At 67.4% G+C, this 25,641-nt stretch carries 22 protein-coding genes; 10 read left to right on the forward strand and 12 right to left on the reverse strand.

What is annotated here, in order from left to right; all coding sequences use genetic code 11:
* Window positions 1-329: 329 nt before the first annotated feature.
* The 3 genes from AC1C2R_RS04995 to AC1C2R_RS05005 all read right to left on the reverse strand — a co-directional run bounded on the left by AC1C2R_RS04995 (window position 330) and on the right by AC1C2R_RS05005 (window position 3,757).
* Window positions 330-1,319: a carbohydrate ABC transporter permease gene (locus AC1C2R_RS04995; RefSeq protein WP_495379188.1), complete on the reverse strand. Its 990-nt coding sequence runs from the start codon at window positions 1,317-1,319 to the stop codon at window positions 330-332.
* Window positions 1,316-2,284: a carbohydrate ABC transporter permease gene (locus AC1C2R_RS05000; RefSeq protein WP_495351419.1), complete on the reverse strand. Its 969-nt coding sequence runs from the start codon at window positions 2,282-2,284 to the stop codon at window positions 1,316-1,318. Before AC1C2R_RS05000 ends, AC1C2R_RS04995 begins: the two co-directional genes overlap by 4 nt.
* A 114-nt stretch (window positions 2,285-2,398) precedes the next feature.
* Complete coding sequence (locus AC1C2R_RS05005; RefSeq protein WP_495379189.1) at window positions 2,399-3,757, reverse strand: ABC transporter substrate-binding protein; 1,359 nt, start codon at window positions 3,755-3,757, stop codon at window positions 2,399-2,401.
* Between the two features lie 269 nt (window positions 3,758-4,026).
* On the opposite strand from AC1C2R_RS05005, the gene AC1C2R_RS05010 reads away from it, so the two are divergent.
* Entirely contained in the window at window positions 4,027-5,049 is a 1,023-nt protein-coding gene (locus tag AC1C2R_RS05010) for a LacI family DNA-binding transcriptional regulator (protein WP_495379190.1), read from the forward strand.
* Between the two features lie 52 nt (window positions 5,050-5,101).
* On the opposite strand, the gene AC1C2R_RS05015 is transcribed toward AC1C2R_RS05010, so the two are convergent.
* Both AC1C2R_RS05015 and AC1C2R_RS05020 read right to left on the reverse strand, forming a co-directional pair.
* Window positions 5,102-6,352 carry an MFS transporter gene (locus AC1C2R_RS05015; protein WP_495380373.1) on the reverse strand — a complete coding sequence of 417 codons (1,251 nt, stop codon included), beginning with the start codon at window positions 6,350-6,352 and terminating at the stop codon, window positions 5,102-5,104.
* Window positions 6,353-6,408: 56 nt separating this feature from the next.
* Window positions 6,409-6,867: a MarR family winged helix-turn-helix transcriptional regulator gene (locus AC1C2R_RS05020; protein WP_495351422.1), complete on the reverse strand. Its 459-nt coding sequence runs from the start codon at window positions 6,865-6,867 to the stop codon at window positions 6,409-6,411.
* A 241-nt stretch (window positions 6,868-7,108) separates the two neighbouring features.
* Between AC1C2R_RS05020 and AC1C2R_RS05025 the strand changes: the two genes are divergently transcribed.
* From AC1C2R_RS05025 to AC1C2R_RS05045, 5 genes are all read left to right on the forward strand, one after another.
* Window positions 7,109-8,038, forward strand: coding sequence for a carbohydrate ABC transporter permease (locus AC1C2R_RS05025; protein WP_495353195.1), 930 nt, complete (start codon window positions 7,109-7,111; stop codon window positions 8,036-8,038).
* 151 nt (window positions 8,039-8,189) lie between these two features.
* Entirely contained in the window at window positions 8,190-8,960 is a 771-nt protein-coding gene (locus tag AC1C2R_RS05030; RefSeq protein ID WP_495353196.1) for a carbohydrate ABC transporter permease, read from the forward strand.
* 87 nt (window positions 8,961-9,047) lie between these two features.
* On the forward strand, window positions 9,048-10,379 hold the full coding sequence (locus tag AC1C2R_RS05035) for an ABC transporter substrate-binding protein (protein WP_495351423.1): 1,332 nt from the start codon (window positions 9,048-9,050) through the stop codon (window positions 10,377-10,379).
* Between the two features lie 157 nt (window positions 10,380-10,536).
* Window positions 10,537-12,462 (forward strand): DUF6807 family protein, encoded by a 1,926-nt coding sequence (locus AC1C2R_RS05040; protein WP_495379191.1) that lies wholly within the window; start codon window positions 10,537-10,539, stop codon window positions 12,460-12,462.
* Window positions 12,459-13,613 carry a Gfo/Idh/MocA family protein gene (locus tag AC1C2R_RS05045; RefSeq protein WP_495379192.1) on the forward strand — a complete coding sequence of 385 codons (1,155 nt, stop codon included), beginning with the start codon at window positions 12,459-12,461 and terminating at the stop codon, window positions 13,611-13,613. Before AC1C2R_RS05040 ends, AC1C2R_RS05045 begins: the two co-directional genes overlap by 4 nt.
* Before the next feature lie 25 nt (window positions 13,614-13,638).
* Here the strand turns inward: AC1C2R_RS05045 and AC1C2R_RS05050 are convergent, their stop codons facing one another.
* From AC1C2R_RS05050 to AC1C2R_RS05070, 5 genes are read right to left on the reverse strand one after another with little or no spacing between them, the layout of a single operon-like run.
* Complete coding sequence (locus AC1C2R_RS05050; RefSeq protein WP_495379193.1) at window positions 13,639-14,832, reverse strand: SGNH/GDSL hydrolase family protein; 1,194 nt, start codon at window positions 14,830-14,832, stop codon at window positions 13,639-13,641.
* A 7-nt stretch (window positions 14,833-14,839) separates the two neighbouring features.
* Window positions 14,840-16,984: a glucosidase family protein gene (locus AC1C2R_RS05055; RefSeq protein WP_495379194.1), complete on the reverse strand. Its 2,145-nt coding sequence runs from the start codon at window positions 16,982-16,984 to the stop codon at window positions 14,840-14,842.
* An 8-nt stretch (window positions 16,985-16,992) separates the two neighbouring features.
* Complete coding sequence (locus AC1C2R_RS05060) at window positions 16,993-17,805, reverse strand: carbohydrate ABC transporter permease (protein WP_495351428.1); 813 nt, start codon at window positions 17,803-17,805, stop codon at window positions 16,993-16,995.
* 2 nt (window positions 17,806-17,807) lie between these two features.
* The gene (locus tag AC1C2R_RS05065; RefSeq protein ID WP_495379195.1) at window positions 17,808-18,683 is read right to left on the reverse strand and encodes a carbohydrate ABC transporter permease; all 876 of its coding nucleotides are present in this window, start codon (window positions 18,681-18,683) and stop codon (window positions 17,808-17,810) included.
* A gap of 6 nt (window positions 18,684-18,689) precedes the next feature.
* Window positions 18,690-19,943 carry an ABC transporter substrate-binding protein gene (locus AC1C2R_RS05070; protein WP_495379196.1) on the reverse strand — a complete coding sequence of 418 codons (1,254 nt, stop codon included), beginning with the start codon at window positions 19,941-19,943 and terminating at the stop codon, window positions 18,690-18,692.
* Window positions 19,944-20,234: 291 nt separating this feature from the next.
* Here AC1C2R_RS05070 and AC1C2R_RS05075 point away from each other — a divergent pair, with 291 nt between their 5' ends.
* Window positions 20,235-21,368, forward strand: coding sequence for a DUF5005 domain-containing protein (locus AC1C2R_RS05075; RefSeq protein WP_495379197.1), 1,134 nt, complete (start codon window positions 20,235-20,237; stop codon window positions 21,366-21,368).
* 213 nt (window positions 21,369-21,581) lie between these two features.
* On the opposite strand, the gene rplL is transcribed toward AC1C2R_RS05075, so the two are convergent.
* Window positions 21,582-21,965: a 50S ribosomal protein L7/L12 gene (gene rplL, locus AC1C2R_RS05080; protein WP_495379198.1), complete on the reverse strand. Its 384-nt coding sequence runs from the start codon at window positions 21,963-21,965 to the stop codon at window positions 21,582-21,584.
* A gap of 50 nt (window positions 21,966-22,015) precedes the next feature.
* Window positions 22,016-22,531, reverse strand: a complete 516-nt coding sequence (rplJ, locus tag AC1C2R_RS05085; RefSeq protein ID WP_139418069.1) for a 50S ribosomal protein L10 — start codon at window positions 22,529-22,531, stop codon at window positions 22,016-22,018.
* A 371-nt stretch (window positions 22,532-22,902) separates the two neighbouring features.
* Between rplJ and AC1C2R_RS05090 the strand changes: the two genes are divergently transcribed.
* From AC1C2R_RS05090 to AC1C2R_RS05100, 3 genes are all read left to right on the forward strand, one after another.
* A complete protein-coding gene (locus tag AC1C2R_RS05090) occupies window positions 22,903-23,292 on the forward strand; it encodes a RidA family protein (RefSeq protein WP_495351433.1) in 390 nt (129 codons plus the stop codon).
* 178 nt (window positions 23,293-23,470) lie between these two features.
* Window positions 23,471-25,141, forward strand: a complete 1,671-nt coding sequence (locus AC1C2R_RS05095; protein WP_495351434.1) for an MDR family MFS transporter — start codon at window positions 23,471-23,473, stop codon at window positions 25,139-25,141.
* Between the two features lie 10 nt (window positions 25,142-25,151).
* Window positions 25,152-25,595 carry a MarR family winged helix-turn-helix transcriptional regulator gene (locus tag AC1C2R_RS05100; protein WP_495351435.1) on the forward strand — a complete coding sequence of 148 codons (444 nt, stop codon included), beginning with the start codon at window positions 25,152-25,154 and terminating at the stop codon, window positions 25,593-25,595.
* Window positions 25,596-25,641 lie beyond the last annotated feature (46 nt).

The raw sequence follows: 25,641 nt of genomic DNA on the forward strand, positions 1-25,641 counted from the left end.
GGCCGCACGCACCAGCTGCAGTCGAACACCACCCCTGCCCTCGCAGCGCTCCTGCTTGCTCGTGGGCCGTGCAGCAATTCAGGCCGGGAGCGCGTGTCGCCCGTCAGCGGACGCCTCAGGACAGCGCGACACACCTCCCGTCCTGAATTGCTGCAGGTGAGGAGGAGGAGAGGAGCAGCAGAGGAGCAGCAGAGCAGAGGAGCAGAGGAGGAGCAGCGGAGCAGCGGAGGAGGAGCATGAGCGATGCGAAGGCCGGTCGGCACGACGGATGCCGCGAGCCTCCGCCCGCGGCATCCGTCGCCCCCTGCCCGTCTGCGACGTCGCTGGGCCTACCCCTTCGTGGAGCCGGCCAGGAGGCCGCGCACGAAGTAACGCTGTAGGCCGAAGAACACACCAAGCGGGATGATGATCGAGATGAACGCGGCGGCCGTCAGCCGCTGCCAGTCTTGACCTCTCGTGCCGACCATCTCCGCCAATCGCTGGGTGAGTGGTGCGACGTCTTGCGTGCCGCCCGAGAAGATCAGGGCGACAAGCAGGTCGTTCCACACCCAGATGAACTGGAAGATCGCGAACGATGCGAGCGCCGGGGTCGCGAGCGGCAGCACGATGCGGAAGAAGATCTGCCCGTGGGTCGCGCCGTCGACCCGCGCCGCCTCGATGACGTCGGACGGGATCTCGGAGATGAAGTTGTGCAGCAGGAAGATCGCGAGCGGCAGGGCGAACATCGAGTGCGCCAGCCACAACGGCAGGTAGTTCTGCTCGGGGATGATCGGCACGACGTCGTGCAGCCACGCCTGCATCGGACGAAGCCAGGTCGAGAAGATCTGCAGCAGCGGCACGAGCGCCATCTGCAGCGGGATGATCTGCAGCGCGAACACGAAGATGAAGAGCCAGTTCACCCACTTGAACCTGATCCAGGCGAAGGCATACGCCGCCATCGATGCGAACACGAGCGGAATCAACGTGGCGAGCAGCGCGATCGCGACCGAGTTGACGATGTACGCGCCGAGCTGCGGAGACGACGATGACGTCGAGAGGAGCACGTCGGCGTAGTTGTCGAGCGTGAAGCCCGGGTTCTGGAAGATCGTCCACCAGCCGGTGGTGCGAATGAGTTCAGCCGGCCGGAACGACGAGACGAGCAGCCCGAAGGTCGGGATCGTCCAGACCACCGCGATGATGAGCGCGATGATCGTCGCCGTACGGGAGGTCAACCGCTTCTTGACCCGTGCGGTCTTGGTGCCGTACTCCGCCACCTCCGCGGACTCGATCGAGCCGAGCCTCTGGCCGGTCGGGAGGTCGGCGGGGGCGACGCTGCTCATCGGATCTCCCTCTGCTTGCGAAGCACATTGACGTTGTAGATGACGATCGGGAGCACCAGCACGAACAGGATCAGCGCGAGCGCCGAACCTCGACCCACTTCACTCGCGCGGAACGCCTGGGTGTACATCTCGTTCGCGATGACGCTCGTGTTGAAGTTTCCGGCGGTCATCGTGCGGACGATGTCGAAGACCTTCAGCGTGGCGATCGAGATCGTCGTGAGCACCACGACGAGCGCGCCCCGGATGCCCGGCACCGTCACGTTCAAGAAACGCTGCCAGCCGTTCGTGCCGTCGAGTTGTGCCGCCTCGATCTGCTCGGTCGGAACGCCCTTGATAGCCGCGCTGAGGAGCACCATGGCGAACCCGGTCTGGATCCAGATCATGACGACGATCAGCAGGATCGTGTTGATCGGGTCGGACTGCAACCACTGCACCGGTTCGCCACCGAAGGCGGTCACGATCGCATTCAGCAGGCCGATCTGCTCACGATCGCCCCCGCGGTATTCGTAGACGAAGCGCCAGATGACCCCCGCGCCGACGAAGGAGATCGCGATCGGCATGAACAGGATGACCTTGTAATAGCGCTCACCCCGCGATTTGTCGATGAATACGGCGTACGCGAGGCCGACGGCCGTCGAGATCGTCGGCACGAGCGCCACCCAGATGATCGTATTGATCAGCGTGCGGATGGCCGCGGGCTGCGTGAAGGTCCAGACGAAGTTGTCGAAGGTCCAGTCGCCGCTCGAATCCTGGAACGCCAAGAGGCTCGTGCGGATCGCCGGATACACCAGCCCGACCACGATGAAGAGCATCGCCGGCAGCAGGAACAACACGAGCTGCCAGTAGTCGCGGCCCTTCTTCGGGGCCTTGTCGATGAAGAAGATGAGGAGACCGACCACCGCGGCGAATATTGCGAGACCCATCACCACCTGGAGGAGCTTGCCGAGCAGATCGGCCGTGGTCATGGTGCCTCCCATGTTCTTCGTTGAAATCGGAGTCGATCGTGAAGTCGGGTAACGAGGGGCGGGGTTGAAAGCCCCGCCCCTCGATCATGCCGGTATCGGCGTGAGTTGCGCCAGCTAGCTCGCGGGCCAGCTCGACTCGATGGTGTCGAGCACCTGTGCGGTGTCTTCACCCGTGACCCATGCGACGATGCCCTTCCAGAAGGAGTCGGCACCCACGGCGCCGGGCATCAGGTCGGAACCGTCGAATCGGAACGTCGTCTCGGGATCTTGGAGGATCTCGATCGACTGCGTCAGCAGCTCGCTCGACGCGACCTGGGGGTCGAGCCCCTTGTTCGCGCTGATCACGCCGCCGAGACTCACCCGGTTGTTGGCCCAAGTGTCGCTCGAGAGGTACGTGCGGAACGCCTCGACCTCTTCGGCGTCGCGGAACGCCACCGGGAACTCGCCGCCGCCGGTGACCGCTTGCGGGTCGTCGGCGTTGACCGGGGGAAGCAGGAACGCGAACACGTCGCCGTCGGACGCGACCGTCACGTCGTCGCCTCCCTCGGGGTTCCAGAAGGTCTCGTAGAACGACGCCTGGTGGTGCAGCGAGCACTCCCCGTCGAGGATCGGCAGTCCGGCGGTCTGGAACGCTTCGCTGACCTGTGTCGACACGTTGCCGATGCCGCCGTTGACCATGTCTTCGTTCTTCAGGTACGCTCCGACCGCGTCGAACGCCTCAGCGACCTGCGGGTCGTTGAACGGGATGCCGTGCGTGACCCACTGGTCGTACACGTCGGCGCCGTGCAGGCGCAGCATGTAGTCCTCGATCCAGTCGGTGCCCGGCCAGCCGGTGGCGTCGCCCGACTCGAGGCCGACGCACCACGGCTTGTGGTCGCCCTCAGCCGCGATCGTCTCGGAGAGATCGGTCAGCTCGTCGAGGGTCTTGGGGATCTCGTACCCCTTCTCCTCGAACTCGGCCGGCGAGTACCACACGTAGCCCTTGATGCTGGCCATGAGCGGTGCGGCGTAGAAGGTGTCTTCAAAGCTGCCGTACTGCTTCCAGTCTTCGGACCACCATTCGTCGACGTTGTCTTCGACGGTCTGGGATGCCGGGATCAGCCAACCACCGGCAGCGAGACGCGCGAGCAGGCCCGGCTGGGGAACGATGCCCACGTCGGGGGCGTTGCCGCCCTCGGCGAGCACGGCGATCTGCGCCTCGAACTCGCTGGAGCCCTGGTAATCGACCTCGATACCCGTGCAGGACTCGAAGTCGGCCCACGACTCATTGAGGCGATCCGCCTCGAGGTCGAGGATCGTACCGGCGACCGTGACCGTGGCATCTTCGAACGTGCCGTACGCCTCGTAAGGGCCGCAATCGACGTCGGCGGAACCCTCGTCCGCGATGTCACCCGTACAGCCCGTCAGGGCGAGGCCGACCGCTGCGGCCGCCACCACGGGGGCCATCCAACGGCGATGCCGTCTGATTCTCATGTCATCTCCTCGTTGAGTGAGTGTGGTGCAGGGGAAGCCGGGAACCGGTTCCAGCCTCCACGCTAGGTCACCCGCCGCCCTCCTCACAAGTCATCGAAGGTCACGGTTCGGCTACTGACGACCGAACGCCGTCGAAACTGGAAGAGAGCGCTCCCAACGCGCCCCGCGACGTTCGTTCACCGGTGTCGGCGCTATCGGGAAACGGTTCCACATTCGCTCCTTCGAGCAGTACACTCTGCAGCGGAGCAGCCCGAGGAGGGGAGGCACGGATGCCAGTGATCGGCGACGTGGCGCGCCTCGCCGGCGTCTCCAAGGCGACGGCGTCACGGGCCCTCAGCGGCCGCGGCTACGTGGCCGACGACACTCGTCGTCGCGTCGAGGCGGCCGCGGGCAAGATCGGATACATCGTCTCTCCCGACGCGGCCAGCCTCGTCACCGGGCGCACGAAGAACGTCGGCGTCGTCATCCCGTTCGTCAACCGGTGGTTCTTCGGCGAGGTGCTCGAGGGCATCGAGCGCGCGCTGCTCGCCGCCGGCTATGACCTCACCCTCTACAACGTCGCCGCCACCGGTCCCGAGCGCGATCGCGTCTTCGACTTCTTCCTCGCCCGCAAACGGGTCGATGCCGTGATCGCCGTGGGGGTCGACCTCGACGAGCGCGAGGCGTCGTCGCTCGACCGGCGCGAGAAGCCCCTGGCCTGCCTCGGCGGCAGTGGCGGAGCGGCAGCGCGACTCTCGGTCGACGACCGCGCAGTCGGCATGCTCGCCACCGAGCACCTGCTGCACCTGGGACACACCCGCATCGCACACCTGGCCGGTAGCGGCTCCATCGATCGCCCTTCGAGCGTGCAGGGCCTTCGGCGGCACGGATACCTCGAGGCGATGACCGCTGCGGGCCTGACGCCGTCGGCGGGCGATGTCGTCGAGACCGAGATGAGCATGCCGGGCGGCTACCGCGCCGCCCTGCAGTTGCTCGGACATCCCGGGCGTCGCCCGACAGCGCTCTTCGCGGCATCCGACGAGGTGGCCTTCGGTGCCATGCGCGCCGCCGAACGACTCGGCATCGATGTGCCTCGAGATCTCTCGATCGTCGGCGTCGACGGACACGAGTACGCCGAGATGTTCGACCTGACGACCATCGAGCAGCACCCCGGCGAGCAGGGCCGATCGGTCGTCGACGTCGTGCTCCGGCTGCTCGGCGACAGCACCGTGGCCGACCCGCTACCCGATTCCGGTGCTCCGATGCCGACCCGACTCGTCGTGCGGGCGAGCTCGACAGCGGCCCCGCGCTGAGCCGACGCAGCCGCGCAGCCGCGCAGCTCAGGCGGCCGCGCAGCCGCGCAGCTCAGGCGGCGTCGCCGAGGCCGATCGCCTCCGCCTCGCCCGTCGGAGTCTCGGCGACACCGTCCGCGGCCGCGAGCTTCGAGCGGCCGATCACGACGATCGCCGCGGCGATGAGCACCGCGATCGCGCCCGCGATGAACGGGCTCGACGGCGACACCGTGTCGGCGAGCAGGGTTGCGGCGGGCGGGGCGACCGCGCCGCCGAGGAAGCGCACGCCCGAGTAGGCGCTCGACGCGACCGAGCGGGGCAAGTCGGTCGCATCCATCACGCATTCGGTGAGCACGGTGTTCAGCACGCCGAGCAGGAGTCCGCCGATCACGACGCACACCACGACCCCGACGACGGAGTCGATGAAGATCGCGAGGGCGACGAGATCGAGCGCGAGCAGCGGCAGCACGAGCCAGAGCACCCGGGTGCGGCGCATGCGCGCAGTGAGCAGCGGCGCGACCCAGACCGAGGTCACGGCGACCGCGAGCCCCCATCCGAAGAACACGAAACCGAGGGCGATGGCGCTGTCGATGCCGAGCGGCACGAGTGCGAACGGCGTGTAGGCGAGCAGCACGAAGAAGCCGATGTTATAGAACAGGGCCGCCGCCGCGAGGATTCCGAGCGCGGGACGGGCGAGCGCGCGGAACGGTGCCGAGAGCTTCGTCGGGGCGGGCTTGTCGACCCCGTTCGTGCGCAGCAGCGTGATGATCGCGACGAACCCGACCGCCATGAGCGCCGCGGTGCCGAAGAACGGGCCGCGCCAGCTCCACGAGCCGAGAACTCCGCCGACGAGCGGCCCGATCGCGAGGCCGAGGCCGAGGGCCGCCTCGTAGAGGATGATCGCCGAGCTGCTGCCGCCTGCAGCTGCACCGACGATCGTCGCGAGCGCGGTCGAGATGAAGAGCGCATTGCCGAGCCCCCAACCGGCGCGGAAGCCGATGATCGACTCGACATCGCCCGAGAGGCCGGCGAGCGTGGCGAACACGACGATCACGCCGAGCCCGATGAGCAGGGTGCGCTTGGCACCGATGCGACTCGAGAGCCAGCTCGTGAAGAACATCGCGATGCCCGTGATCACGAGGTAGCTCGTGAAGAGCAGCTCGGTCTCGGTGGGCGTCGCCTGCAGGTCGGCGGCGATCGCGGGAAGGATCGGATCGACGAGGCCGATGCCCATGAACGCGACGACGCAGGCGAACGCGACGGCCCAGACTGCCCTGGGCTGCTTCAGAATCGAGGCTCCGGATGCCCCGTACCCGGTGGCCATCGACGGTGCGGATGCCTCGTGGCCTGCCTGAACGGGCACGGCGCTGGTGTCGACGCTCACGCGACGACCCCGGTGCTCGCGGCATCGCGCGCGCGCTCGAGTCGCGTGCGCACGATCTCGACGGCGGCGGCGAGCGTGTCGACTTCGCCCGGGTCGAGGTCGGCGAAGGTGGGTGCGAGCGCGTCGACCAATGCACCGCGCCACGCGTCGAGGGCAGCGAGGCCGTGCGGATCGGCCGAGATGAGCCAGGCGCGGGCGTCGCTCGTGTCGGCGATGCGGCGGATCCAGCCGCGCTCGTCGAGGGTGTGCACGAGTTTCGTCATGGTGGGCTGGCTGACCCGGCTGACTCGGGCGAGTTCGCCCAGCCGCATCGGACCGAGATCGCGGAGCACGCTGAGGGTGCGCCAGACGGCGGGTGATTCGGTGCTGCCGGTGACGGTCGCGGCGAGGCGGGTGAGCCGGTGGTTCACGGAGACGAGATCTCCGATGACCGTAGGGAGGTCGGGCTGCGTCATAGCTCAAGTATACATAGCCGGTCTATATAAATTGGTGAGAAAGCCCTTTCTCAACAATTAGGTGATTTCGGCACAGATTCTCGGAAAACGCTTGCGGGGTGCCGAACTCATGGGGTAGAAACGTCTCCAGCACCTGAGATAGCGCTTTCTCAGACGGTGATCAACGACGATGACTGGAGACCGACGTGGCACCACCCACCGCAAGAGCGGCCCGCTCGCAGCGGCGCCGGCGAGGCCCGCGATGAGCGCCCTCGGCGAGCTGCGCCGCATCAAAGGGGGCGCCGCAGCACCCCAACGCAAGCAGAATCGCGCCGCGTACCTGTTCCTCGCACCCTGGTTCCTCGGGCTCGCCCTCGTCACGGTCGGGCCGATGGTCGCCTCGCTCGTGCTCTCGTTCACCCGCTACAACCTGTTGAGCCCGCCGAAGTTCAACGGTCTCGACAACTTCGCCCGCATGCTCGAAGACGAGCGACTCCACACCTCGCTCTGGGTCACCTTCCAGTACGTCTTCATCTCGGTGCCCCTGCAGCTCGGCCTCGCGCTCGTGCTCGCCATCGCCCTCGACCGTGGCCTGCGCGGTCTCGCGTTCTACCGCTCCGCGTTCTACCTACCGTCGCTGCTCGGCGCGAGCGTGGCGATCGCGATGCTGTGGCGCCAGCTGTTCGGCGTCGACGGGCTCATCAACCAGGTGCTCGGCTTCTTCGGCATCGAGGGGCAGGGCTGGATCTCCAACCCCGATACGGCGCTCGGCACCCTCATGATTTTGAACGTCTGGACCTTCGGTTCGCCCATGGTGATCTTCCTCGCGGGGCTCCGTCAGATCCCGGCGATGTACTACGAGGCGGCCTCCGTCGACGGGGCCACGAAGTGGCAGCAGTTCTGGCGCATCACGTTGCCGATGCTCACGCCGATCATCTTCTTCAACCTCATCCTGCAGATCATCGGCGCATTCCAGTCGTTCACCCAGGCGTTCATCGTCTCGGGCGGCACCGGCGGCCCGGTCGACTCGACGCTCTTCTACACGCTCTACCTGTATCAACGCGGCTTCGCGAACCTCGACATGGGCTACGCCTCGGCGATGGCCTGGCTCCTGCTCGTGATCATCGCCGCATTCACCGCCCTGAACTTCTGGGCCTCCAAGTATTGGGTGTTCTACGATGACCAGGATTGACGACCCCGTGACCCGCGAGCCCCTCACCGAGTCGGTCGTGACCGGAGCAGGCGACGATCAGGTCCGCAACGCACGCCGCACGCGGCATCCGCTTCGAAAGCCCGTCTCGAGCCTGATTCGGCACGCCATCCTCGTCGTGAGCGCAGCGCTGATGCTGTACCCGGTGATCTGGATGGTCGTCAGCTCGTTGCGCCCGAACGAGCTCATCTTCCGCGAACCCGGCATCGTGCTCGACAGCTTCGAAGTCGCGAACTACGTCGACGGCTGGAACGCCCTCTCGTACCCGTTCAACGTCTACCTGCTGAACTCGGGCCTCGTCGTGCTCGGCTGCATCGTCGGCAACCTCGTGTCGTGCTCGCTCGCCGCCTACGCGTTCGCCAGGCTCGAGTTCACGGGCAAGCGCTTCTGGTTCGCGATCATGCTGCTCAGCATCATGCTGCCGATCCACGTCATCATCGTGCCGCAGTACGTCATGTTCTCCTCACTCGGCTGGGTGAACACCTTCCTGCCGCTGATCGTGCCGAAGCTGCTCGCGACCGACGCGTTCTTCATCTTCCTGATGGTGCAGTTCATCCGTGGCATCCCGCGCGAACTCGACGAGGCGGCCCGCATCGACGGTGCGGGGCATCCGCGCATCTTCCTGCAGGTGATCCTGCCGCTCATGGTGCCCGCGCTCGCGACCACGGCGATCTTCACCTTCATCTGGACGTGGAACGACTTCTTCAGCCAGCTGATCTACCTCACGAAGCCCGACCTCTACACGGTGCCGCTGGCGCTGAACGCGTTCCAAGACGCGCAGAGCGCCACCGACTACGGAGAGATGTTCGCAATGAGCGTCGTCTCGCTCATCCCCATCTTCCTCATCTTCCTCTTCGGCCAGCGATTCCTGCTCAAGGGCATCGCGACCACCGGAGGAAAGTGACCGGCCCCCGCCGGTCCCGGGAGCGCACCTTGCGGTCCCCGACCCGTTCCACCCCGAGCACCACTTCATCAGCAGGAAGGAAACACCATGCGAGGCACACTCCGACGCCGTCTCGGCGTCGCCTCGGCCCTGGGCGCAGCGACGATGCTCGCGCTCACGGCCTGCGCAAGCGGCGGCGAGGCCGCGGCCCCTGAGACGCTCGAGCTCTCCGACGAGCCCGTCACGCTCTCGTTCACCTGGTGGGGCAACGACACCCGCCACGCCATCACGGAGGAGCTCATCGCGGCCTTCGAGGAGGAGAACCCGAACATCACCATCGAGCCCCAGTACACCGACTGGGCGGGGTACTGGGACAAGCTCTCGACCACGGTTGCGGCGGGAGACACCCCCGACCTGATCCAGATGGACGAGAAGCAGCTCTCGACCTACGCCGCGAACGGTGTGCTGCTCGACCTCGGCACGCTCGCGACGAACCTCGACACCGGCGAGTTCCCCGAAGCGGTGCTCGGCACCGGCGCGCTCGACGGCACTCAGTACGGCATTCCCGTCGGCATCAACTCGTACACGATCATGGCCAACGCCGATCTGCTCGACCAGTACGGCATCGACCTGCCCGACGACAAGACGTGGACGTGGGACGACTTCCTCGAGATAGCGGAAGAAGTCTCGACCGCGAGCGGCGGCACCGTCGTCGGCTCGCAGTCGTGGGGCTTCGAAGACGGTGGCCTGAACAACTGGCTGCGTCAACAAGGCGGCTCGCTCTACTCGACCGACGGTGAAGTCGCCGCGACCGAGGAAGACCTCGCTTCGTGGTGGCAGCTTCTGCTCGACGCCACCGAGGCCGGCGCGACCCCCGACCCGGCAGCCACGATCGAGCGCGAATCGGGCGGACTCGCCGAGTCGTTCACCGCGACGAACCAGTCGGCGTTCGGCCCGTGGTGGTCGAACCAGGTGCAGGCGCTGCGAGACGCGAGCGGCCAAGACCTCGTCGCACTTCGCGTGCCGTCGACGTCGGATGCCCCTGAGGGCTGGCCGTACTACAAGCCCTCCATGTTCTGGTCGGCGTCGGCGAAGACCGAGCACCCCGCAGAGGTCGCACTCTTCCTCGACTACCTCGCCAACAGCGAGGATGCGGCCGATCTGCTGCTCGCCGAGCGCGGAGTGCCGGCGAACGAGGCGATCCGCGAGTACATCACCCCGAAGCTCGACGAGGTCAACCAGACGGTCGTCGGATTCCTCGACGACCTCGCTCCCGAGGTCGGCGACGCACCTCCGGCAACCCCGCCGGGCGGCGGCATGATCGAGACGATCATCGATCAGCACACCCAGTTGGTGCTCTTCGGCGAGCTGACTCCCGAAGAGGCCGCTGCGAGCTTCATCGAGGAGCTGCAGCAGGCCCTCGACGACGCCGCCATCTGATCCACCCCGAACGACGGTCCTCCCGGCCCGTCTCCGAGCGGCTGCCACGATTGCCTGCGTGGCAGCCGCTCAACTTCCGCCGACGCCGAGTCGGCGCGACGTTCCGCCCGCCCCGGCGTAGCGTCGGAATCAGCATTCATTCTCGATGGAGGTCCACGTGCAGAACCCGCCCCGGCAGGTCACGATCGCCCAGGTCGCCGAGTACGCCGGCGTCTCGCAGGCGTCGGTCTCACGGGTGCTGAACCGGATCCAGACGGTCGACCCGGCCATCTCTGCGAAGGTGCGCGACGCCGTCGAGAAACTCAACTACTCGCCGAGTCAGATGGCGCGGAATCTCGTGCGGGGCCGCAGCAACACGGTGGCGCTCGTCGTGCCCGATCTCGAGAACCCGATGTTCCAGGGTGTGCTGAAGGGACTCAGCCGCGAGGCCGCTCGCGATGGGTACCGGGTGCTCGTGGCCGACACCGCCGAGCGCGTCGCCGACGAGGAGGAGATCGCGATCGAGGCCCGATCGCGGTGCGACGCGCTCGTGCTGGTCTCGCCCCGCATGCCCGCCGAACGGCTCGAAGCGCTCCTCGCCCGTTCGGGGCCGATCGTCGTCGTGAACCGCCCGGTGGCGAGCGATCCCGCCGCCGAGCTCTCGGTCGACTACGAGCACGCGGTGCGCACGCTCGGCGAGCATCTCGTCGCGCTCGGCCATTCGCGCATCGCCTACCTTTCAGGACCGCCCCAGGCATACTCCGACGGGCTGCGCCGTCGAGGTCTCGCCGAGCTCGTCGCTCGGCACGACGGCCTCGACGTGCACGACGTCGCCGGCGGCTCGCAGGTCGAAGACGGCTATCGCGCGGCCGAGCATGTTCTCTCCTCGGGGTCGACCGCGGTCATCGCGTTCAACGACCTCGTCGCCCTCGGGCTCCTCGCCCGGCTGCGCGAACTCGGCGTCGACGTACCCGGCGAGATCTCGGTCACCGGCATCGACGACATCCCGCTCGCCCGCTTCGCGGCTCCGGCGCTCACGACCATGTCGGTGCCGCGAGTCGAGCTCGGTGCGCAGTCGTGGCGCCGACTCCGTGATGCCATGGCCGGCACGCCGGCGACGCATCCACTCTCCTATCGCGCCATCCTCGAAGCACGTGGCAGTACCGGCCCCGCCCCCGAAGCTGCAGGCTGGCTCTCCCCGGGCCGCCCCGTGCTGCGCGTCGGCGACCGGGTCGTCGCACGCTACGAAGAGGGCACGAGCATCGACTCGGTGCTCTCGCCGCGGCCGTTCCTGCACCCGGTCGAGACGCTCGCCGGGGTGCGGGTCACCGACAGCCATCCGACCGACCATCTGCACCACTTCGGCATCGGCGTGGCCCTGCCCGACGTGAACGGCACCTCGTACTGGGGCGGGCGCACCTACGTGCAGGACGTCGGGTCGATCATGCTCGAGAACCAGGGCAGGCAGCGGCGCGACGAGCTCTCCGTCGACGGCGACGCGCTCGTCGAGCGCCTCACGTGGATCGACGAACGAGACGTCGCCCAGCTCAGCGAGGTGCGCGTCCTCACGGGTCGCGCCCTCCGCATCGGCGAGCGCGAGGCCTGGACGCTCGGCTGGCGCACCACGCTCGCCGCGAACTTCGGCGCGCTCACCTTCGGCTCGCCCGCGACGAACGGCCGCGAGGGCGCCGGGTACGGCGGCGTGTTCTGGCGTTTCCCCAAGTGGGATGCCACGGTCATCACCCGCGACGGCGTCGGCGAAGCGGTCGCCCACGGTTCGACCTCGCCGTGGCTCGCGGTCGCCGACGCCGAACGGCGCGTGACCGTGCTGCTCGCCCAGCCCGGTGAACGCGCTCCGTTGCCGTGGTTCGCCAGGGTGGGCGAGTACCTCGGCATCGGCCCGGCCGTCGCCTGGGACGCACTCGTCGAGGTGCCCGAGGGCGGCACGCTCGAACTCGGGCTCGACGCGCTGCTGATCGACCGAGCCGTCACCGACCCCGACGAACTCGAGCGGCTCGCCGCCGTGCTCGGCGCGAACGCCAATGCCGTCGTCGAAGGCATCGACGTGCGCCCGGCGCTCGCGAACCCCGAGCCACGCGCATGAGCGTGACCGTGCCGCGCATCGGCATCGCGGGGGTGCACGGGCACGGAGCGAGCCATGTGGCGGCGGCGCGAGCCCTCGAAATCGACGGTAGAGCCCGGCTCGTGGCGCTCGCCGATCACCGGCCGCCGACGCTCGAGCACGCGGGCCCCTCAGGCGCCGCCGACGTCGCGGTCTTCGCCGACGCGAGCGAGATGATCGCGAACGCCGACCTCGACATCGTCGTGCTCTCCACCCCGATGCACACCCACCTGCCGCTCGCGCTCGAGGCGCTCGGCTCCGGTGCGCACGTGCTGCTCGAGAAGCCGCCCACTCCGACCCTCGACGACTTCCACCGACTTCTCGAGGCAGCGGATGCCTCCGGGCGGGCCGTGCAGCTCGGTTTCCAGAGTCTCGCCTCCGAAGCGGTGCCGGCGATGCGCGAGCTCGTCGAGGGCGGGGCGATCGGCGAGCCGTTGCGGTTCGGTGCGCTCGGCACGTGGGTGCGGTCCGTCGACTACTGGCGTCGGGCGCCGTGGGCGGGTCGGCGCACGCTCGACGGTGTTCCCGTGGTCGACGGTGTCGTGACGAACCCGCTCGCCCATGCCGTCGCGACGGGGCTCGCTGTCGCCGGGGCTCTTTTCGAGGCCGACGTCGCGAACGTCGAGCTCGACCTGTACCGGGCCAACGACATCGAAGCCGACGACACCTCGTCGCTCGTTGTCGATCTCATCGGCGGCCGCCGGCTGGCGAGTGCGCTCAGCCTCACCGCGTCCCGGCGAAGTGAGCCGAGCATCATCGTCGAGGGCACCCGTGGCCGGCTCGTGCTCTGGTACACCCTCGACATCGTGCAGCTCATGCGACCGGGCGCCGCCATTCCGACAACGACCGCGTATGCGCGGCGCGGGCTGCTGGCGAACCTCCTCGACCACGTCGTCGACGGCACACCACTGCTCGTGCCTGCGGTGTCGACGGGCGCATTCATGCGGGTGTTGGAGGCGGTGCGCACGGGGCCGCCGGCGACGCCGATCGATGCCCGCCACTTCGATCGCCGCGTCGATGATGACGGCGAGCACCTCGTCGTGCACGACCTCGAGCAGTTGAGCGAACGCGTCGTGACCGAAGGCCGGACGTTCGCCGAAGTCGGGGCGCCTTGGGCGAACGGCGGCTCCTGAGACGGCGCCGCCACCTGACGCCGGATCAGCCTGTCGTCGCGCGAACGGCGAACGGCTCGAGTACGAGTGCGGCGAACCGCTCGCCGATGTGGCGCTGGGAGTCGGCCCCAGGGTGCAGGTTGTCGGGCAGCGGCATCTCGGCGGCATCCGCCTCGCCATAGAGTTCGAGCCCGTCGAAGTAGTGCAGGTTCGGGTCGGTCCCAGCACGTCGCGTGACGATGTCCTGAAGCTCGGCGCGGATCGCGGCGAGCGAGAGCTTGCCTTGCGCGACCTCCTCGAGGGTGCCGCCCGCGATCGACCATTCGTACGCCTTCGTCGGATCCTGCATGGTCGGCCCGGCTGCGTGCTCGACCGGTGCGCACCAGATCGGCGAGATGACCACGATCGGGGTCTCAAGATGCCCGTCGCGGATCGTGTCGAGGAAGCCGTGCACCGCGGGGCGGAACGCCCGCATGCGCATGACGTCGCCGTTCACGAGGTTGATGCCGATCTTCAGGCTGATGAGGTCGGCCGAAGCGTCGCGCATGGTGCGCGCCGTGAAGGGGTCGAGCATCGCGTTGCCCGAGAAGGCCACGCTCGTGAGGTCGACCCCGGTGCGCAATGCCGCGACCACCGGCCACGTACCGGTCGTGGTGTCGGCGCGGTAGCCATGGCTGATCGAGCTGCCGTGGTGCAGCCAGCGCAGCCGACGAGTGGGCACGGGTCGCGAGACCTGGGCATCCGCTCGCAACGCAAGCACCTCCACCTCGTCGGTGAACGGCAGCCAGAGTTCGAGTTCGCGCTCGGCCGCGCCGCCGGCGGCTGCGCCTGCGAGCTCGATGCGCACCGTCGCCGCCGGCCCGCCGACGACGTATCCGAGCGGCCGCTCGAACGAGAACACGTACCGTGAACCGGCCACGGCCGAAGCCCGCGCCACCAGCATGCCGTCCGAAGTCACGTCGTAGTGGCTCGGCGGCAGAGCGACCGTCTCGTCGGCAGCCATGCGGGTCGCGCGCACATCGAGTTCGAGCACGGATGCCGCGGTGCGGATCGCGAGGCGGATGCCCGCACTCTCCGCCGTGGTCTGCACCATGAATGGGTCGGGAATCTGCTCCCGCGCCCACGCCGGAAGCCGCCTGGGCAACAGCCCGCCGTCGGTTCGCTCGACCGTGATGGCGCCGCGGATCTCGACTTGGTCGAGTGAGACGTCGTGCAGGCGACCCTCGTTCATCTCGTTCATCGCGTGCTCATCGCGGACGAGTCGCGCCGGCGACCCCGACAACCTCGACCACTTCACCGCTCGCGTGCACGTCGATGAGCCGGTCGCCGACCCTGAGACCGCGCAGCACCGCCTTGGGGTCGAGTGCCCCGACGCATCCGCTCACCGTGCCCAGGCCGTTGACCGACGGGTCGACGCCGAAAAGGGACTCGATCACGAGCGCGACGTACGCGCCGGCCGACGAGCAGGCCCAGTCGATGATGTACGGCAGCTGCGGCGGTGCCTTGCGTGCACCGCCGTTGATCGTCGGCTGCGCCTCCTCTTGGAAGTGCGCCTGCGCGGGCGGCCCCTGGTTCGTCGAGCGGGCGAGGCCCGGCAGCCAGTCGAGGGCGCGCTGCGGTTCGCCGAGGGCGACGAGCGACCGCGCGGCATCCGCGGGCCAGGCCGGGTAGGCACCGTTCCACTGGTGGTCGGGCCGCACGCTGTAGCTCGCATCGGCATCCCACGGGGAGAGCGACCGCAGCCACGACGGAGTCTGCAACTCGCGTTCGAAGAACGAGACCATCTCGCGCCGGGTGGTCTCGTCGAGGTCGCCCGCGATCGTCGTACCGACGATGTTGAAGTCGTAGCAGTGGCGCACCGGCAGCCTCGAGCCGTCGGGCTGCTGCGCCGCGAAGAAGCCCTGCCCCGGCAAGTACAGGTCGACGACGGACGCCACGAGCGCATCCGCCTCGGCGAGCAGCTCGGCGGCGCCCGTCGCGTCGCCGCGCGCCTCGAGGATCACCGCCGTCGTGCGCAGGTTCCACACGTTGGCCGCGTTGAAGCTCGCGACCTCGTGCGTGTACGAGCTGACGCACTCGAGCAGGTTGTCGATTTCGCCGTAGTCGGCGAGGGGCGAGTCGCCGCGGAGTTGCTGCCACGCGAGCGACCAGTACCGCAAGTGGTCGACGACCGGCTGCCCCTCCCCCGGCGTCTCGTCGAGGTAACCGGCATCGCCGGTGTAGCGCACGTAGTCGTTGACGAGCCGGGTCATCGCGTAGTCGTTCACCGAGTACCAGCGCCCGACGGGCCCGCCGGTCAGCGATGAGGTGCCGAAGTGCGAGTGCGTGTCGCTCGTGATCCAATGGCTGAGCTGCCGCTTCATCGACTCGGGGTCGAGCAGCGCGTGCGTGATCGAGCTCAAGCTGTAGTCCCAGATGAACGTCGTCGTCGCCCAGTAGTTCGGCATGAGCGTGTCGTAGCTGCGGCCGAGCACGTTGCCGGCGAAGTCGCGACGGAACCAGATGACCCCGAGTACACCCCACCAATAGAGCTTGCGCAGCGGCTCAGACGAGGTCTCGAGCACTGGCAGGTGGCCCGAGAATTCGACGTTGCCAGGCGTGAAGGCCGCCTCGAGCTGCGTGTTCCAGAATTGCTCGGATGCCGCCACGACGCCCGGCACGTCGGCCGCCGTCGCGTCGAACGCGGCGAGCGCGGCCTCCCGAGTCGTCGCGATCGCGTGCACGTACCCGAACCGGCCAGTCTCCCCTGGGGCGAGTTCGAGCACGACCGTCACGTCGCCGCCCCGCCCGGTGCCGCCGATTCCGACCTCGTACTCGTCGAGCGTCTCAGCGACCCCGCTCCGTCGCACGGATGCCTCGGCGTCGACGCCCTGCACGCTCCACGCATCGCCCGCATCGTTCGAGAACACGAGGCGCGAGACATCCGTCTCGACCGCATTGCGCTCGCTCGGCGTCTCGGCGTCGAGCCAGGCGTCGGCCGCGCGAGTGACCCGCGCGGCGAGCGTGAGCATCACCTGCAGCGAGCGGTGCGCCGTACCCGTGTTCGTGATGCGCACGTCGATCGCCAGCGCGGTCTGCTCGGGCGCGCACACCGTGACGGTCTCGAGTTCGAGCCCCGGCAGGCTCGCCCGCCGCACGACCCGATCTGCGCGCCATTCGTGCGTGACCGGGGCGCCGTACGACTCGAAGATGCGCCCGTCGACGAAGAGCACCGCCGTCTTCGCGAGGCCCTGCGACACCGGCGGGTACGTCGTCGCGCTCACCGCGGTGAGATCGTGATCGACGCGCACCGTGCCGAGGAAGTTCGTCAAGCCCGACGGCGCGATCATGTCGTCGTAATGGTGCGTGACGGGGTCGGCCGCGAGGTCGACAACCGTGGGAATGAGGGACATCCGGTCTCCTAGTACTGCCCGAGCGCGAGGCCGCGGGCGAAGAACTTCTGGGTCAAGAGGAACAGCACGACCGTCGGCAGCGAGACGAGGACGCCCGCCGCGAGCACCGTCGACAACTGGGCGCCGCCGTAGGTGCTCTGCATGCCCGCGAGAGTCGTGACGATCGGCCGCACGTTGTCGGACTGGCTGAGCGTCAAGCCGAGCAGCAGGTCGTTCCAGACGAAGGTGGCCTGCAGGATGAAGATCGCGACGAGCGCGCTCGAGGCCATCGGCAGGTAGAGGCGAGTGAAGATCCGCCACGTCGTCGCACCGTCGAGCACGGCCGCCTCGAATACGTTGTGCGCGACGCCTGTGAAGAAGTTGCGCATCACGAACGCCGAGAACGGAATCGAGATCGCGGTGTAGACGAGGATCATGCCGAACTGCGTGTCGAATAGACCGACCCGCGAGTAGCCGTCGAAGAGCGGCAGCAGCACCATCTGCAGCGGGAACACCGTGCCGCCGAAGATCACGACGAACCAGGCGAACCCGTGCTTCAGGCGCAGCGCGACGATCGCGAACCCTGCGGCGGCGCCCACGAGCACGGCGATCGCCGGCGACACGAGCGCGTAGAGCAGGGTGCTCAGCACGCTATCGCCGAGGCCCGAGAGCTGCAGCGCCTCGGCGATGTTGCCGAAGAGCGAGAAATCGGTCGGAATCCACGACTCGGTCGTGGTGAACGTGAGGGGCGACTTCGCCGCGTTGACGAGCAGCAGGTAGACCGGCAGCAGCCAGATCACGCCGAAGACGATAAGCACGGTGGTGCGGAGGATTCTCGACATGGCTAGAACTCGTGTTTCTTCGAGAGCTGCTCGCGCAGGTACAGGATGGCGGCGATCATCGTGACGATCGTCAGAAACACGGCGATCGCCGAACCGAGACCGTAGTCGCTGTTCACGAAGGTCTCCTTGTACATCGTGAGCGCGAGGGTCTCCGATGCACGGCCTGGACCGCCCTTCGTCATGCCCAGCACGAGGTCGAAGGTCTTCAGGCTCGCAACGATCGAGAGTCCCACCACGACCGCGGTGAGCGGGCGCAGCATCGGCCAGAGGATGCTGCCGAACAGGCGCACGCCGGTCGCACCGTCGACGCGGGCGGCCTCGAGCGGCTCCTTCGGAATCGAGTTGAGGCCGATCGTGAAGAGCAGCGCGTTCACACCCACGCCTTGCCACGACGCAGCGATGATCATGACCACGGTGTTGAGTGGCGCGTCGACGAGCCACCGCGGGGTGTCGGTGATGCCGAACGCGCCGAGTGCCTGATCGAGCGCGCCGTTGCTCGAGAGGATGAACGACCAGATGAGGCCGACGCCGATGCCCGAGAGCGCGTACGGAATGAGGAACGGCACCCGCAGCCAAACGCCGCCCGGCAGGTTCCAGGTGAGGAGCGCGAGCGCGAGGCCGATGCCGACCGGGATGAGCAGCGTGCCGACGACCCAGAGCAGGGTGTTCAGCAGCGAACCGATGAAGCCCGGGTCCTCGAACATCTCGGCGAAGTTGCCGAAGCCGATCCAGTCGGGATCGCCGAGGCCGTTGTACTCGGTGAAGCTGAGGAACGTCGTCCAGAGCAGGGGCAGGTAGAGGAGGACGGCGACCAGGATCACGCCCGGGGCGATGAAGCCCCGGGCGGACCACTGGTACTGCGAACCGCGAGACGCCATACGCCGTTACTCCTGGTCGGCCCAGTACGTGTCGGCCTCGGCCTGGATGATCGCGAGGAACGGCAGCGGGTCGCCGGGGTTGGCGATGAAGGCGCCGAATTGCTCGAGTGCGACCGTGAGGATCGGCGTGGGCGTTGCCTCGAAGTAGCGGTCGTAGACGAGGTAGTCGTCGCTGGCGACCGTGGTGCCGAGCTCATCGAGCATCGGGTCGGCGACCGTCGCCTTCGGATTGAAGGCCACATCACCGCGTGCCTCGCTCCATGCGGTCTGCGCCTCATCCGACATCCACCATTCGGAGTATGCGAGGCCGAGCGCCTTCTGCGAGGAGTTCTCGGCCACGCAGAGCGGTCCGGATTCGACCGCGACCGGGGTGCGCTCGAGGTCGGGGTTCGTCTTCGGGATCACGAACATGTCGTAGTCCTCGCCCGAGACCATGCCGGCCCCGTCGAGGGATCCGTTGAAGAACGAGCCGAAGTTGATCATGGCGTAGTCGCCCTGCTTGAGCCCGACGGCGGGGTCGACCGTACTGCCCGCATCGCTGAACCAGCCGGCCTCCTGCTGCTCGAGCCAGAGGTTCATGATGTCGACGATCTCGGGGTCGGTGTACTTGACCTCGCCCGTGGAGAGACCCTCGTAGAGTTCGGGATCGGTGCCCGCGACCATCTGCTGGAACCACTGGAAGGTGAAGAGCGTCGACGTCTGGTAGTACGGCGTGATGCCGGCCGAGGTCAGCTTCTCGGCCGCGGCGTCGAGTTCCTCCCAGGTCGCCGGCACCTCGATGCCTTGCTCCTCGAAGATCTTCGTGTTGTAGTACATGACCCAGTAGGCGATATTCATCGGCACGCAGTACTGCTTGCCGTCGACCGTGTACGTCTCGCGCAGGTCTTCGGTGACCCAGCCCTCGTCGACCGCGTTCGACCAGATGTCGGTCGTCTCGGCGATGAGGCCTTCGTCGACGAGCTCGGTGAGCGAGCTGCCGGTCTGCCAGGTGAAGAGCCCGGGGCTCTTCGAGGTGCGAAACGACTGCTTGATGAAGGCGTCGTACTGATCGGCATCCGAGTAGCCGGTCGTGTTGAGCGAGATGTCGACGGATGCCTCGCTGGCCCCGTTGAGCTCGTCGAAGTCGGGCTCCCACGCAGCCTTGTTGGTGTAGAAGTCGAGCGTGCCGGTCGTCTCGCCGGTATCGGCCGCGCCGCCCGAGCATGCGGTGAGCAGCATCGCGGATGCGGCCAGTGCGGCCGCTCCGACCGCGATTTTCATTCGTCGTGAATTCACTGGAACTCCCTTGTTCGGTATCGTTACCAACCGCTTCGCCAAAGTATCAACTTTGGCCCAGTCGCCGCAAGACAACGGTTCGTGGTGTGGTGCTGTGCGAATCGAAAGTGCAAGCCCGCGCGGCACCGAGAGCGCACGCTCATCGGGGTCACGAATCTCGGCCGGAAGGAAGCGGACCAGAGCTGCTACGCTCCGCTATTGGTAACGTTAACACGGATTCGGTTGTTCTGCACCCGATCCCCAGATCCGGCGACGACGCCGGGAGGGAGCCCCACCATGCTTCGACGAACCACCCCGCGCGAGGGTCGGCTCGGGCTGATCGCCGCGGCGGGAGCCATCGTGCTCGCCGCCACCGCGGCGCCGCTCACCGCGACCGCCGCCAACGGGTGCGCCCGCATTTCAGCCTCCGTGAACGAGGAACTGCGCGACCGCTTCGGCGACTACGGTGACACCGCCGGGCGCTGGACCGGCGCCGACTCGGCGTACAGCGTGCCGCTGCCCGATGGCAGCATCGCGTGGATCTACTCCGACACCTTCCTCGGCGAGGTCGACAACGATCACGGGCGTCCGCTCGACTCCACGTTCGTGCACAACTCGATCATCGTCGACGACGATGGCGAGCTGACGACGTACACGGGCGGCACCGAGGCGGCACCCACCTCCCTCGTGCACGTCGAGGGCGGCGAGGAGACGCAGAACTGGTACTGGTTCGGCGACGCAACCGTCGCGGGCGATCAGCTGGAGGTCATGCTGCTCGAGTTCGAGCGCACTGGCGACGGCATCTGGGACTTCCGGTTCGCGAACAGCGCCGTCGCGAGCTTCGACCTCGACGGCATGCAGCTCGTCGCGGTCGACGACGTGCCATCGGCCGGCGTGCAGTGGGGTTCGGCGATCTACGAGAACCCCGACGACGGCTACACCTACGTCTACGGTGTCGAAGACCTCCAGGCGCAGAAGTTCGCTCACCTCGCGCGGGTGCCAGCCGGCGGCCTGACGACCCAGACCTGGGAGTACCTCGGCGACGCCGGCTGGACGAACGACCCCGCCGCATCCAAACGCATCCTCGAGGGCGTGTCGAACGAGTTCAGCGTGAGCCGCTTTCAAGGGCGGTTCACCCTCGTCACCGGCGACGCGACCGAGGCGCTGAGCGCCAGCATCGTGATGTACCGCAGCACGAGCCTCGAGGGACCGTTCACCGGCAAGACCGAGATCTACCACACCCCTGAGACCTCGGGAAACGTCTTCACCTACAACGCGAAGGCCCACCCCGAGCTCGGCAACGGGCACACCCTCATGGTCACCTACAACGTCAACAGCTTCGACACGAACGACCTCTACGAGGAGGTCGACAACTACCGGCCGCGGTACGTCGACGTCGACGCGAAGGTCGCGAACGGGCACTGCTCCTGACGCCTCTCCGAGACGACGGATGCCCCGTGGCTCGTGAGCCACGGGGCATCCGTGTATTCAGGTGACGCTCGTCACGTCAAGCTGCGTTCCTCTCGCGAGGGCGGCGACTACTTGACGGTGACGGTTGCCGTCTGAGTGCTGCCTTCTTCGAAGGCGGCGACTACTTGACGGTGACGGTTGCCGTCTGAGTGCTGCCTTCTTCGAAGGCGGCGACTACTTGATGGTGACGGTTGCGCCGGCTTCTTCGAGAGCAGCCTTCGCCTTGTCAGCGGCGTCCTTGGTCGCGCCCTCGAGCACGGCCTTGGGTGCACCATCGACGACGGCCTTGGCCTCGCCGAGGCCGAGCGAGGTGAGCTCGCGGACGACCTTGATGACCTGGATCTTCTTGTCGCCGACCGTCTCGAGGACGACGTCGAACGCCGTCTTCTCTTCGACCTCTTCAACAGCGGCAGCGGGGCCCGCAACGCCGGCAACGGCGACGGGGGCGGCCGCGGTGACCTCGAAGGTCTCCTCGAATGCCTTGACGAACTCAGAGAGCTCGATGAGGGTCAGGCCCTTGAACTGCTCGAGCAGTTCTTCAGTGGACAGCTTCGCCATGATTATTCTCCTTAGATTCTGTGGTTACTCACCGCTTGAGAGGCTCTCGCCTACGCAGCGGACTCCTGCTTCTCACGCAGCGCGTCGACCGTGCGAACGGCCTTCGACAGCGGTGCGTTGAACAGATATGCGGCTCCGAACAGCGAGGCCTTGAATGCGCCGGCGAGCTTCGCCAGCAGCACTTCGCGGGACTCGAGGTCGGCGAGCTTGCCTACCTCTTCGGCGGTCAGGGGCTTGCCATCGAAATAGCCGCCCTTGACCACGAGGAGAGGGTTCGCCTTGGCAAAGGCACGCAGGGCCTTCGCGACGGCGACCGGGTCACCGTGCACGAATGCGATCGCGGACGGACCGGCGAGCTCGTCGTCGAACGACGAGATTCCGGCCTTGTTCGCTGCGATCTTGGTCAGCGTGTTCTTCACCACGGCGTAGCTCGCGTCCTCACTGATGGACTTGCGCAGCGTCTTGAGCTGAGCAACAGTGAGGCCGCGGTATTCGGTCAGCAGAACGGCGGTCGAGCTCTCGAACAGGTTCGTGAGTTCGGCAACCGAGGCTTCCTTGTTCGCCATGGCCACTCCTTGTGTCTTCAACGTGCATCGCGGAAGCGGTGCACGGCCTGGAGCGCTGGGCTGTTCTCGATGAACTGGTCGTGGGAAAGAAAAAAGCTCCGGCGCAGTTGCGCGGAGCTTGGTCGGTCGCCCGGAAGTCTTCGTCACACCTGCGCGGGCCCTTGCTTTCGCAAGACTTCGGTCGCAACCTCTCGGTGATGAACACAGAAAGGCGCACGACAACCAGCGGTCTTCGGCTCCGAACAGGCTAGCGGATGCCCCGGCATCCGCCAAATCGGCGACCGCCGCGCCGCGATCCCGGAGACGATGTCGGCAATCACGAGGTCTGCAAGGGGCTGGCCGATGTCGGTGGACGAGAGCAGACTCGCGACATGGAGATCACACATCTGAACCCCCCGACGCTGCACACAAATCCGGCCTTCAGTCAGGGTGTGCTCGTGAGTGGAGCACACCGCACCCTGCATGTCGGCGGCCAGAACGGCACGGATCCTTCCGGCGCGATCGTTCCCGGCGGCCTCGGCCCGCAGACCGAGCAGGCCATCAGGAACGTGCTCGCCGTGCTCGCCGAGGTGGGCGCCGACCAGTCGAACGTCGTGCGGCTCGCGGTCTACCTCGCCGCAGGGCAATCCGTCGATGAGGGCTACGCGGCGTCGGCGCGAGTGTGGGGCACGCAACCGACGGCGCTGACCGTGCTGATCGTGGCCGAATTGGGTCGCACCGATGCGCTCGTCGAGCTGGAGGCGACCGCGGTCATCGAGTGAGTTCCGATGGCTCCTCCGTTAGTTGACATAGGTCTACTATTCATTTATAGTTGATCCTCGTCAATCAATCTGCAGGAGTCAAATGGCACTCGCCTCGCGCAATCGCGCACCCAAGAACACCCGCGCATCACAGCAGGAACAGAACCCTGCAGCACGCGCCGAACTCACTGAAAGCGGTATGACGCATCGTCAGGTGCTCACCGCGCTCTCGGGCCTGTTGCTCGGCATGTTCGTGTCGATGATCGCCTCGACGGTGGTCGGCAGCTCGCTGCCGGTTATCATCTCCGACCTCGGGGGCGACCAGTCGGCGTTCACCTGGGTCGTCACGGCGACACTGCTCGCCACCACCGTCTCGACGCCCATCTGGGGCAAGCTCGCCGACCTCTTCAACCGCAAGCTGCTCCTGCAGCTCGCCCTCGTGATCTTCGTGGTCGCCTCGGCACTCGCCGGTTTCTCGCAAGACGCGGCCACCCTCATCACGATGCGCGTCTTCCAGGGTCTCGGCGCCGGTGGCCTTGCCGCCCTCAGCCAGATCGTCATGGCCGACATCATCAGCCCGCGTGAGCGCGGCAAGTACGCCGGTCTGTTCGGTGCGGTCATGGCCGTCGCGACCGTCGGCGGTCCGCTGCTCGGCGGCGTCATCACCGACGCTGCCGGCTGGCGGTGGAACTTCTTCGTCGGCCTGCCCATCGCGGTCGCCGCGCTCATCCTGCTGCAGCGCACCCTCCACCTTCCGAAGCGACCGAAGACCAAAGTCACGATCGACTACTTCGGCATCGTGCTCATCTCGGCGGGCGTCTCGCTGCTGCTGCTCTGGGTCACCTTCGCCGGCAACGACTTCGACTGGATCTCCGCGCCGAGCCTCCTCATGGCCGGCAGCGCTGTGCTCCTCCTGATCATCGCGGTCGTCGTCGAGCTGAAAGTGAAGGAGCCGGTGATCCCGCTCGGCCTCTTCAAGAGCCGCACCTTCACGCTCTCCGTCGTCGCGTCGATCTCGGTCGGTGTCGCGATGTTCGGCACCTCGGTGTTCCTCAGCCAGTACATGCAGCTCGCGCGCGGCGCGACCCCCACCGAGTCGGGTCTCCTCACGATCCCGATGATGGCGGGCGTGCTCATCTCCTCGACCGTCATCGGCGCACTCGTGAGCCGGCGCGGCAAGTGGAAGTCCTACATGATCCTGGGCAGCGCGCTCTTGACCGTCGGCACCCTGCTGCTCGCCCAGCTGCACTACGACACGAACTTCTGGTACGTGGGCGTCTCGATGTTCGTGCTGGGCGCCGGCGTCGGCATGGTCATGCAGAACCTCGTGCTCGTCGTGCAGAACACCACGGCCGTGAAGAACATGGGCGTCGCCACGAGCGCCGTCACGTTCTTCCGCAGCCTTGGCGGCACGATCGGCGTCTCGGTCATGGGCTCGATCCTCGGCACGGTCGTGGCCGAGAACATCAAGACCGGCATCGGCGGGCTTCCGCCCGAGCAGCAGGCGCAGGCGGCAGAGGCGCTCGGCACCGGCGGCACGATCCCCCAGATCAGCGCGCTGCCCGACTTCCTCCGCGTCGTGGTCGAGTCGGCCTACGGCACGGGAGTCGGCAACGTCTTCCTCGCCGCGGTGCCGCTCGCGATCGTCACCCTCATCGCCGTGATCTTCCTGCCCAACGCCGATCTCGGCACCCAGAGCGCCATCCAGCGCGCGAAGGCCGAGCAGCGTTCGGGGTCCCCGCTCGAGCGTGAGCTCGAGCAGGCCGGTGAAGAGCTGTTCGAGGTGTCGGAAGGCTCGGTCGCGGTTCCCGTGACCGGCGCCATCCCGGCCGTCGACGCCGATGCAGGCGCGAGGGGCGGCCGAGCCTAAAATGGGCAGCATGACCGCCGAACCCACCCTCGACACCGAGCAGGCCATCGCGGCCGTCGAGCTGCAGTTCGGCCGGCTGTTCCACCGTGTGCGTGCCAACTGGAAGCGTTACGCCACGCAGCTGCACCCCGACCTGCAGCCCCTGGGCTACAAGGTCGTGTCGTCCCTCGTCGCGAGGGGGCCCTCACACGCGGGCTCCCTCGCCGAGGAACTGCACACCGACAAGAGCGTGCTCAGTCGGCAGGTGCGCATGCTCGAAGAACTCGGGCTCATCGAGTCACGCGTCGACGAGCACGACGCCCGTGCACGACTGCTCGCCGCGACGCCCGCTGCGGCCGAGCGCATCAGCACCATCCGACGCGACAACCAGGCCGAACTGCGCGAACGGCTCAGCACCTGGCAGCCGCACGAGATCGAGATGTTCGCCGAGCTGCTCGGTCGCCTCGGCGACTGACCGCGAGCGCCGGTCGCCTCACTGGAGGCAGCCGGCGCCCGCCCGC

Source organism: Agromyces sp. Y182 (assembly GCF_059445385.1).

Coding starts and splice junctions, on each gene's coding strand:
- AC1C2R_RS04995 (WP_495379188.1), bottom strand. CDS start 1,319: ATGAGCAGCGTCGCCCCCGCCGACCTCCCGACCGGCCAGAGGCTCGGC.
- AC1C2R_RS05000 (WP_495351419.1), bottom strand. CDS start 2,284: ATGACCACGGCCGATCTGCTCGGCAAGCTCCTCCAGGTGGTGATGGGT.
- AC1C2R_RS05005 (WP_495379189.1), bottom strand. CDS start 3,757: ATGAGAATCAGACGGCATCGCCGTTGGATGGCCCCCGTGGTGGCGGCC.
- AC1C2R_RS05010 (WP_495379190.1), top strand. CDS start 4,027: ATGCCAGTGATCGGCGACGTGGCGCGCCTCGCCGGCGTCTCCAAGGCG.
- AC1C2R_RS05015 (WP_495380373.1), bottom strand. CDS start 6,352: ATGGCCACCGGGTACGGGGCATCCGGAGCCTCGATTCTGAAGCAGCCC.
- AC1C2R_RS05020 (WP_495351422.1), bottom strand. CDS start 6,867: ATGACGCAGCCCGACCTCCCTACGGTCATCGGAGATCTCGTCTCCGTG.
- AC1C2R_RS05025 (WP_495353195.1), top strand. CDS start 7,109: ATGAGCGCCCTCGGCGAGCTGCGCCGCATCAAAGGGGGCGCCGCAGCA.
- AC1C2R_RS05030 (WP_495353196.1), top strand. CDS start 8,190: ATGCTGTACCCGGTGATCTGGATGGTCGTCAGCTCGTTGCGCCCGAAC.
- AC1C2R_RS05035 (WP_495351423.1), top strand. CDS start 9,048: ATGCGAGGCACACTCCGACGCCGTCTCGGCGTCGCCTCGGCCCTGGGC.
- AC1C2R_RS05045 (WP_495379192.1), top strand. CDS start 12,459: ATGAGCGTGACCGTGCCGCGCATCGGCATCGCGGGGGTGCACGGGCAC.
- AC1C2R_RS05050 (WP_495379193.1), bottom strand. CDS start 14,832: ATGAACGAGATGAACGAGGGTCGCCTGCACGACGTCTCACTCGACCAA.
- AC1C2R_RS05055 (WP_495379194.1), bottom strand. CDS start 16,984: ATGTCCCTCATTCCCACGGTTGTCGACCTCGCGGCCGACCCCGTCACG.
- AC1C2R_RS05060 (WP_495351428.1), bottom strand. CDS start 17,805: ATGTCGAGAATCCTCCGCACCACCGTGCTTATCGTCTTCGGCGTGATC.
- AC1C2R_RS05065 (WP_495379195.1), bottom strand. CDS start 18,683: ATGGCGTCTCGCGGTTCGCAGTACCAGTGGTCCGCCCGGGGCTTCATC.
- AC1C2R_RS05070 (WP_495379196.1), bottom strand. CDS start 19,943: ATGAAAATCGCGGTCGGAGCGGCCGCACTGGCCGCATCCGCGATGCTG.
- AC1C2R_RS05075 (WP_495379197.1), top strand. CDS start 20,235: ATGCTTCGACGAACCACCCCGCGCGAGGGTCGGCTCGGGCTGATCGCC.
- rplL (WP_495379198.1), bottom strand. CDS start 21,965: ATGGCGAAGCTGTCCACTGAAGAACTGCTCGAGCAGTTCAAGGGCCTG.
- rplJ (WP_139418069.1), bottom strand. CDS start 22,531: ATGGCGAACAAGGAAGCCTCGGTTGCCGAACTCACGAACCTGTTCGAG.
- AC1C2R_RS05090 (WP_495351433.1), top strand. CDS start 22,903: ATGGAGATCACACATCTGAACCCCCCGACGCTGCACACAAATCCGGCC.
- AC1C2R_RS05095 (WP_495351434.1), top strand. CDS start 23,471: ATGACGCATCGTCAGGTGCTCACCGCGCTCTCGGGCCTGTTGCTCGGC.
- AC1C2R_RS05100 (WP_495351435.1), top strand. CDS start 25,152: ATGACCGCCGAACCCACCCTCGACACCGAGCAGGCCATCGCGGCCGTC.